The organism is Methylibium sp. T29-B (assembly GCF_000576225.1).
Classification (GTDB): Bacteria; Pseudomonadota; Gammaproteobacteria; order Burkholderiales; family Burkholderiaceae_C; genus Methylibium; species Methylibium petroleiphilum.
On record NZ_AZSN01000161.1, the window covers coordinates 1 to 8,084 of the forward strand.

Consider the following 8,084-nt stretch of genomic DNA (forward strand, 5'->3'; position numbering starts at 1 on the left):
CGGCCGCGGATGCCGCTGGCTCGTCCGGCGCGACAGCGGCAGGTCGAGCTGGCGAAGGGGGCGTTGGGGTCGGCCACGGCGGCCCGGCGCGTCATGGGGGGCGAGTATAGAAGCCGGTCATGACGCCGCGGCGCCGGTCGGGGCTCAGTGCGCGGCGGCGACGGCCGGGTAGGCCTCGGGTCGATGCGGCGCATCTCGGCCTCGATCCAGGCTTCCACCTCGCGCATCAGCTCGTCGGGCTGGCGGCCGGTGGAGGGGATGGGGTGGCCGATCACGACGTCGATCACGCCGGGCCGCAGCACGAAGCTCTTGCGCGGCCAGCACTTCGCCGAGCTCACCGCGATCGGCACCACCGGCGTGCCGGTGGTCACCGCGAGCCGCGTACCGCCGCTCTTGTAGACGCCCTGGTCGCCGCGCGGCGTGCGCGTGCCTTCGGGGAACATGATGACCCAGTTGCCCTTGGCCATGTACTCGCGACCCTGCTCGGCCACGCGGTTCCAGGCCTCGGTGCGCTTGCTGCGGTCGATGTGGATCATGTCGAGCCGCCCGATCGCCCAGCCGAAGAAGGGGATGTAGAGCAGCTCGCGCTTGAACACGTAGCACAGCGGGTGCGACATCAGCGTGGGAAAGGCGAAGGTCTCCCAGGTGCTCTGGTGCTTGGGCAGCAGGATCACCGGCGAGAGCCGGTCGGCCGGCAGCCGCTCCATGCCCTGCACGCGGTAGCGCACGCCGCAGATCACCCGCGCACCCCAGATCGACAGCCGCAGCCAGCTGATGCAGACCCAGTACACCGGATCACCGCGCACGAAGATCGACAGCAGCAGCGCCACGATGGCGATCGGCACCACCGTGACGGCCATCCACGCGATGAAGACTGCCGAGCGCAGCACCGCCAGCAGGCGGCTCATGCCCCCAGCGCTCCGGCGTTGCTGTCGGGCACCTCGACGGTGCCGCGCGCGATGGCCCGCTCGTGGCGCTCGCGCTGCACGATGAACTCCGCCGCGGTTGCCAGGTCGGCATGCACCACGGTGCCGGGCACCTGGCGCACGAGGTCGGCGATCTGCGCGTCGGTGAGGCCCGCGCACTTGCCGGTGCGCACCAGGTGGGTCTCGCAGCCGACCGCCTGGGCCGCCTGCAGGTCGCGCAGGCTGTCGCCGATGGCGGGCACCTTGGTCAGATCGGCGCCGTAGCGGTCGGCGATCTGAGTGAACAGGCCGGGCAGCGGCTTGCGGCAGGCGCAAGCCTCGTCGGGCGCGTGCGGGCAGAAGAACACCGCGTCGACGCGGCCGCCCACCTGCGCCAGCCCGAGGTTCATCTTGGCGTGCATCGCGTTGAGCGCCGACATGTCGAACAGCCCGCGGCCCAGGCCTGACTGGTTGGTGGCGATCACCACGTGCCAGCCGGCATGGTTGAGCCGCGCGATGCCTTCCAGTGCGCCCGGCAGGGCATGCCACTCCTCGGCCGACTTGACGTACTCGTCGCTGTCGGCGTTGACGGTGCCGTCGCGATCGAGGATGACGAGCTTGGGAGGCTGCATGTCAGCTCGCCAGCTTCGAGAGATCGGCCACGCGGTTCATCGCGACATGCAGAGTGGCCAGCAGGCCGAGCCGGTTGGCGCGCAGCGCCGGGTCGTCCGCGTTGACCATCACGCCGTCGAAGAAGGCATCGACCGGCGCCTTCAGTGCGGCGAGCGACTGCAGCGAGGCCGCGTGGTCACCGCGCGCGAAGGCGGCATCGGCCGCAGGTTTCACCGCCGCCAGCGCCTGTGCCAGCGCGGCCTCGGCCGGCTCCTTCAGCAACGCCGCGTCGACCTTCGGCTCGACCGCGCCGTCCACCTTCTTCAGGATGTTGCCGACTCGCTTGTTCGCCGCGGCAAGCGCGGGCGCCTCGGGCAGGGCCGCGAAGGCCCGCACCGCCGCCAGGCGCTGCGCCACCTCGCCCAGCCGCTGCGGGCGCAGCGACAGCACGGCCTCGACCTCCTGCGCGCGGTAGCCCTGCTCGCGCAGGCTGCCGGCGAGGCGGTCGAAGATGAACTCGGCCAGCGCCGACGACGGGTCGGCGATCAGCGCGCCGAACGCCGGCAAGGCCGTCTTCAGCAGCGCATCGACCTCGAGCGGCAAGGCCTTCTCGGTCAGCATCCGGATCACGCCCAGCGCATGCCGCCGCAGCGCGAACGGGTCCTTGTCGCCGGTCGGCAGCTGGCCGATGCCGAACAGGCCGACCAGCGTCTCCAGCTTGTCGGCCAGCGCGACCACGGTGCCCACCTCGTTGCGCGGCAGATCGTCGCCGGCGAAGCGCGGGCGGTAGTGGTCCTCGATCGCGAACGCGATGTCGTCGCCCAGGCCGTCGTGCTGCGCGTAATAGCGGCCCATGGTGCCCTGCAGTTCGGGGAACTCGCCCACCATGTCGGTCAGCAGGTCGGCCTTGGCGAGCCGTGCGGCCTGGTCGGCCTTGGCCGCCAGTGCCTCGCCGCCGAGCTGGCTGCCGATCGCCCGCGCGATGGCCCGCACGCGCTCGACGCGTTCGCCCTGAGTACCGAGCTTGCCGTGGTAGACGACCCTGTCCAGACCGGACACGCGATCCTCGAGCGTCTTCCTGCGGTCCTGGTCGAAGAAGAACTTCGCGTCCGCCAGCCGCGGCCTCACCACCCGCTCGTTGCCACCGACCACCGCGCTGGGGTCCTCCGGGCTGATGTTGCTGACGATCAGGAACTTGTGGGTGAGCCGGCCCGTCGCGTCGAGCAGCGGAAAGTACTTCTGGTTGGCCTTCATCGTGAGGATCAGGCACTCCTGCGGCACCGCCAGGAAGCTCTCCTCGAACTGCCCGAGCAGCACGTTGGGCCGCTCCACCAGCGCGGTCACCTCGTCCAGCAGCGCCGGGTCGTCGATCGGCACCAAGCCTTCCTTCGAGGCCGCGGCCTGCAGCTGGCGCGCGATCTCGCCGTGGCGCGCCGCGAAGCTGGCGATCACCGCGCCCTGGTCCTGCAACTGCTGCGCGTAGTGGTCGGCGTGCTGCAGCACCACCGGGTCCATCTGCGCCTCGAAGCGGTGGCCGTGCGTCTCGCGGCGCGACTCGAGGCCGAGCGCGGCCACCGGCACCAGGTCGGCGCCGTGCAGCGCCACCAGGCCGTGGGCCGGGCGCACGAACTGCACGCTGGCCCAGCCCGGCAGCTCGCCGGTCTCGAGCTGGTAGCTCATCAGCTTGGGGATCGGCAGCTTCGCGAGCGCTTCGAGCAGCGCCTTCTGCAGTCCGGCGGCCAGCATCGCGCCGGGCACCAGGCTGTCGAAGAACAGCGCCTCGGCCTTGCCGTCGGGGCGACGCTCGAGCCGCTGCAGCGCCGAGGCGTCGGCGCCCAGCGCGGCGAGCTTCTTCAGCAGCGCCGGCGTGGGCTGGCCGTCGGCCGTCAGGCCCACGCTCACCGGCATCAGCTTCTGCGACACCGCCTTGTCGGGCGCGGCCGGCAGCACCGCACTGATGTGTGCCGCCAGCCGCCGCGGCGAGGCGAAGGGGGTGGTGGCCGAGTGCTCGGTGGCCAGGCCCTGGGCCTTCAGGCTCTCGGCCAGCGTCTGGGCGAAGGATTCGCCGAGCTTCTTCAGCGCCTTCGGCGGCAGTTCCTCGACAAACAGCTCGACGAGCAGGTTCTTGGTGTCGCTCATGCCCGGGCCGCCTCTTCCGCGTTCGCGACCTTGGCGGGCTTGCGGGCGGCTTCGCCCGCCTTCTCGATCTCGGCCACCCACTCGCGCGGCGCCATCGGGTAGCCCAGCCGGGCGCGGCTGTCGACGTAGCTCTGCGCGACCGCGCGCGCCAGGTTGCGGATGCGGCCGATGTAGGCGGCCCGCTCGGTCACGCTGATCGCACCGCGCGCGTCGAGCAGGTTGAAGGTGTGCGCGGCCTTCAGCACCTGCTCGTAGGCCGGCAGCGCGAGCTGCTGCGCCATCAGCTGCTGCGCGTTGCCCTCGTGGGCGCCGAACGCCGTGAGCAGGAAGTCGACGTTGCTGTGCTCGAAGTTGTAGGCGCTCTGCTCCTGCTCGTTCTGCAGGTAGACGTCGCCGTAGCTGAGCCCTTCGGTCCACTGCAGCTTGTAGACGTTGTCCACGCCCTGCAGGTACATCGCCAGGCGCTCCAGGCCGTAGGTGATCTCGCCGGTGATCGGCCGGCAGTCGATGCCGCCGACCTGCTGGAAGTAGGTGAACTGCGTGACTTCCATGCCGTTGAGCCAGACCTCCCAGCCCAGGCCCCAGGCGCCGAGCGTGGGATTCTCCCAGTCGTCCTCGACGAACCGGATGTCGTTGGCCTTGAGGTCGAAGCCCAGCGCCTCGAGCGAGCCGAGGTAGAGCTCCAGGATGTTGCTCGGCGCCGGCTTGAGCACCACCTGGTACTGGTAGTAGTGCTGCAGGCGGTTGGGGTTCTCGCCGTAGCGGCCGTCCTTGGGCCGCCGGCTCGGCTGCACATAGGCGGCCTTCCAGGGCTCGGGGCCGAGCGCGCGCAGGAAGGTGGCGGTGTGGCTGGTGCCGGCGCCGACCTCCATGTCATAGGGCTGCAGCAGGGCGCAGCCCTGGTCGGCCCAGTACTGCTGCAGGCGCAGGATGATTTGCTGGAAGCTCAGCATCGTGTGATGTCGTGGAGAGGGCGGGCCGCGGCAACGGAGCGCCGCGGCGGAGCCAGGATTCTAGGTGGCCGCTTCGCGCACCGAGGACGGCCGGCGCGCGGCGCGGCGCTACCGGTTGCACGGCCGGTCCGCAGTCCGTGCGATCAACGCCGCGCCCGCTCCGCCAGCCGCATCTTCAGCCCGACCGGGAACATCGTGAAGGCCATGCGCTCGCCCGGCGCCCCGCCGCCTTCCGGGCCGACTTCGAGCAGTTCGAAGTTGCGCGCCAGCATGCCCAGCACCATCTTCATCTCCAGCAGCGCGAGGTAGCGGCCGGGGCACAGGCGGGGGCCGGCGCCGAACGGCATCGAGGCCTTCTGCACGGCCCGGTCTGCGCCGTCTTGCCAGCGGCCCGGCCGGAAGTCCGCCACGTCCTCGGCCAGCCGGGCATCGAGCGCCGCGCGCCGCATCAGACAGAACACCACGGCGCCGGGTGGCAGGCGGAAGCCGGCCAGTGCCGTCTCGCGGTTGGCCTCCATGAACAGCAAGGGCGCCACCGGCTTCAGGCGCATCGCCTCGCCGACGCTAGCCTCGATCGAGGCCAGGCCCCGGGCCGCGTCGAAGCTCGGCGGCAACCGTGCATCGCCGAGTGCAGCGTCCACCTCGGCGACGAGTGCCTGCCAATCGTCCGGATGTTCGTGCAGCAGCCAGATCGCCCAGCCCAGCGTGTTGGCCGTGGTGTCTTCACCGGCCAGCAGCACGGTCATCACGTTGCCGGCCACCTCTTCCTCGGTCAAGGCGCTGCCGTCGGCGTCGCGCGCGGCCAGCATCGCCTCCAGCAGGTCGGTCGGCCGCTCGCGGCGCGCCGGCTCGTCCTGCAGGCGCTGCCTTGCGGCCTGCACGAAGCCACGCACCGCCTCGTGCACGCGCCGCAGGTGGCGGTCGTACTCGCGGTCGATCGGCAGCCTCAGGTAATGCCAGTAGGGGAAGGGCAGGTTGACGCGGCGAAACAGCATCGGGAACAACTTGTCCAGGTGCTCCTGCAGCGGATGCGGAGCGTCGATCGTGTTCAGGTCGACGCCGAAGGCCAGGCCGGTCGTGACGTCCACCGTGTAGCGCATCAGCGAGGCCTGCAAGTCGATGGCCTCGCCTCGCCGCGCCGCCTCGCGCCACGAGGCCATCAGCCGCTCGGTCACCCGCTGCAGCGATGGGTAGAAGCGCTTCAGGTGACCGGGGTCGAAGGCGCTCATCACGAGCCGGCGCTGGCGCCGCCAGTCGTCGCCCTCGGCGGAGAACACGCCGTGACCGCCGGCCTCGCGGATCACCGCCTCGATCGGCCGCATGCGCCGCCAGGTGTCGGGCCGGTCGCGCAGCAGAGCGGCGATCGTCTCCGCATCGGAGATCACCAGCACCTCGCGCCGGCCGAGGCGCAGGCGGTAAGTCGGGCCGTGGCGGTCGGCCCAGTCCTCGAACTGCCGGTGCAGTCGCGGCAGGTCGAACTGCAGCAGGTTGCCGATCAGCGGCCAGCCCCGCGGCCCCGGCAGCGCAGCCACCGACCTCAGCGGTGCCGCGTCGGCGGCGCGGGCCCTCGCAACGGCGGCGTCATCGGCTTCGTTCGGCTCGCGCATCGTCTCCTCGCGGTCAGCGGACCGGAGGAGTGTGCGCGAATCCGACTGGCGCGACGCGCCTCAGAAGGGCACCATGGCCTGCAGACGCAGCGTGGCGCGGGGCGCCGCCCCACCGGTGCCGAACAGCAGGCCGGCCTCCACTTGCGGGTCCTCGTCGTCGTCGCCGAGCTGGGCGAACACCGCCGGGCCGAGGATGTGCGATTGCTGCGATCGCGGCGCCCAGTGGTCCCAGCGCCCCAGGTGCCCGAAGCCCTGGGCGCCCCAGTCCAGCGCCGAGTCGCTGTGCACGCGCACCTGCCACTGGTAGCCGAACTCGGTGGGCGTGTGCCCGTCGTCGGCATGCAGGCGGCGCTCGAACAGCAGGTTCAGGTTGCCCTGCACCGCGCCCCAGCTCGCCTGCAGCAGCGGCCCGTAGCGCAGTTCATAGCCCTCGGAGGATTCGCGTTCTCGCTCGACCTCGATCAGCAGGCCGATCTCGTAGGGCTGCTCGCCGGTGTCGGTGAACTGGAAGCGGTTCTCCCATTCGAGCGAATGCACGCGGGTCGATTCGCCGAGTTCCCGCCCGAAGTTGACGGTGGCCTCGCTCGATCACCATGGCGTGAAGCCGTACTCGACGCCGAGCTTGCCGCCCCAGAAACTGCGCCCGTGGCGATCCTGGGCGATGCCGGCCTTGCTGTCGATCTCGCGTTCGCCGTGTTCGACGACCGGGCTGAAGATGTAGTCGGCCGGGTCGGCATGGGCGGCCGAGCACACGAATGCAGAGATCAGCAACGCAGAAAACTTCAAGTGCAAGGTCATGGGAATTTCTCCTGACTTTGCACTGTAGTCGCGCTCCGGGGCGCCATGCACCGCCGCAGTGCGCCGTTCAGCTGCGGTTCAGACCCGATTCAGATTCGGGCCGGATCGCCCCCGCGAGTGCGGCGGCCACGCCACACCGCCAGAGCCACGATCGCCAGCGCCAAGCCCAGCGGCGGCCACAGCCCGTAGCGTCCGGCCCACCACGCGAACGGCGTGAGCCCGCTGCGCCCCTGCACCGTGCCCTCGAGCACGCCGCGGGTGTGCGGGGCCAGCCAGCGGGTGACCTTGCCGCGGTGGTCGATGATGACGGTCGCGCCGGTGTTGGTGGCGCGGATCATCGGCCGCTGCAGTTCGAGCGCGCGCAGGCGCGAGATCTGCAGGTGCTGGTCGATCGCGACCGACTCGCCGAACCAGGCGATGTTGCTGACGTTGGCCAGCACCGTGGGCGCGTCGCCGCCGGGGCCGAAGCGGGCCGCGAGCTCCTCGCCGAACAGGTCTTCGTAGCAGATGTTGGGCGCCACCCGCTCTCCCTTGACCCCGAACGACGGCGCCACCAGCGGCCCGCGGTTGAAGTCACCGAGCGGCATGTTCATCAGGTCGACGAACCAGCGGAAGCCGGGCGGGATGAACTCGCCGAACGGCACGAGGTGGTGCTTGTCGTAGCGGTAGGCGCCGCCGGGCTCAGTGGCGGCGTCGCGCGACAGGCCGGCGACCGAGTTGGTGTAGCCGGCCTGCGGGTCGCCGAGCGGCAGGCCGACCAGCGCGGCACGTTCGCCGTCGGCGAAGGCGGCGCGCAGCCCGTCCCACAGCCCCTCCGGCAGTTGCGAGGGCAGCAGCGGGATGGCGGTTTCCGGCGCGACGACGAGGTCGGCGCGCGCCTCGACCATCGTTCGCAGCGTCCACACCAGGTCCTCGGGCTGGCGCTCCGGCGCGAACTTCTCGTCCTGCGCCACGTTGCCCTGAAGCAGCGCGACCGACAGCGTGCCGGTGGGCTCGGTGTGCTGCTGCGGCAGCGCCGTCGGCAGCCACCACAGGGCCAGGGCCGCGCCGGCCAGCGCCCAACGGCTCGG

At 71.2% G+C, this 8,084-nt stretch carries 7 protein-coding genes and 1 pseudogene; all 8 read right to left on the reverse strand.

Annotated elements, in window-relative coordinates:
- Positions 1–116 precede the first annotated feature (116 nt).
- Positions 117–896: pseudogene (locus tag Y694_RS18040) on the reverse strand (lysophospholipid acyltransferase family protein); the annotation flags it as partial.
- An 8-nt stretch (positions 897–904) separates the two neighbouring features.
- Positions 905–1,537 (reverse strand): D-glycero-beta-D-manno-heptose 1,7-bisphosphate 7-phosphatase, encoded by a 633-nt coding sequence (gmhB, locus tag Y694_RS18045; RefSeq protein WP_011830953.1) that lies wholly within the window; start codon positions 1,535–1,537, stop codon positions 905–907.
- A gap of 1 nt (position 1,538) precedes the next feature.
- A complete protein-coding gene (glyS, locus tag Y694_RS18050; protein WP_036235040.1) occupies positions 1,539–3,656 on the reverse strand; it encodes a glycine--tRNA ligase subunit beta in 2,118 nt (705 codons plus the stop codon).
- A complete protein-coding gene (gene glyQ, locus Y694_RS18055; protein WP_036235041.1) occupies positions 3,653–4,609 on the reverse strand; it encodes a glycine--tRNA ligase subunit alpha in 957 nt (318 codons plus the stop codon). The genes glyS and glyQ overlap by 4 nt, the downstream gene beginning before the upstream one ends.
- 143 nt (positions 4,610–4,752) lie before the next feature.
- The gene (locus tag Y694_RS18060) at positions 4,753–6,216 is read right to left on the reverse strand and encodes a cytochrome P450 (RefSeq protein WP_051495871.1); all 1,464 of its coding nucleotides are present in this window, start codon (positions 6,214–6,216) and stop codon (positions 4,753–4,755) included.
- Positions 6,217–6,276: 60 nt separating this feature from the next.
- The gene (locus Y694_RS22760) at positions 6,277–6,753 is read right to left on the reverse strand and encodes a hypothetical protein (protein ID WP_051495872.1); all 477 of its coding nucleotides are present in this window, start codon (positions 6,751–6,753) and stop codon (positions 6,277–6,279) included.
- A gap of 51 nt (positions 6,754–6,804) precedes the next feature.
- A complete protein-coding gene (locus Y694_RS22765) occupies positions 6,805–7,014 on the reverse strand; it encodes a hypothetical protein (RefSeq protein ID WP_051495873.1) in 210 nt (69 codons plus the stop codon).
- 89 nt (positions 7,015–7,103) lie between these two features.
- On the reverse strand, positions 7,104–8,084 hold a 981-nt coding region (gene lnt / locus Y694_RS18070), incomplete at its 5' end, for an apolipoprotein N-acyltransferase (protein WP_036235042.1).

Coding starts and splice junctions, on each gene's coding strand:
- glyQ (WP_036235041.1), bottom strand. CDS start 4,609: ATGCTGAGCTTCCAGCAAATCATCCTGCGCCTGCAGCAGTACTGGGCC.
- Y694_RS18060 (WP_051495871.1), bottom strand. CDS start 6,216: ATGCGCGAGCCGAACGAAGCCGATGACGCCGCCGTTGCGAGGGCCCGC.
- Y694_RS22765 (WP_051495873.1), bottom strand. CDS start 7,014: ATGACCTTGCACTTGAAGTTTTCTGCGTTGCTGATCTCTGCATTCGTG.
- gmhB (WP_011830953.1), bottom strand. CDS start 1,537: ATGCAGCCTCCCAAGCTCGTCATCCTCGATCGCGACGGCACCGTCAAC.
- glyS (WP_036235040.1), bottom strand. CDS start 3,656: ATGAGCGACACCAAGAACCTGCTCGTCGAGCTGTTTGTCGAGGAACTG.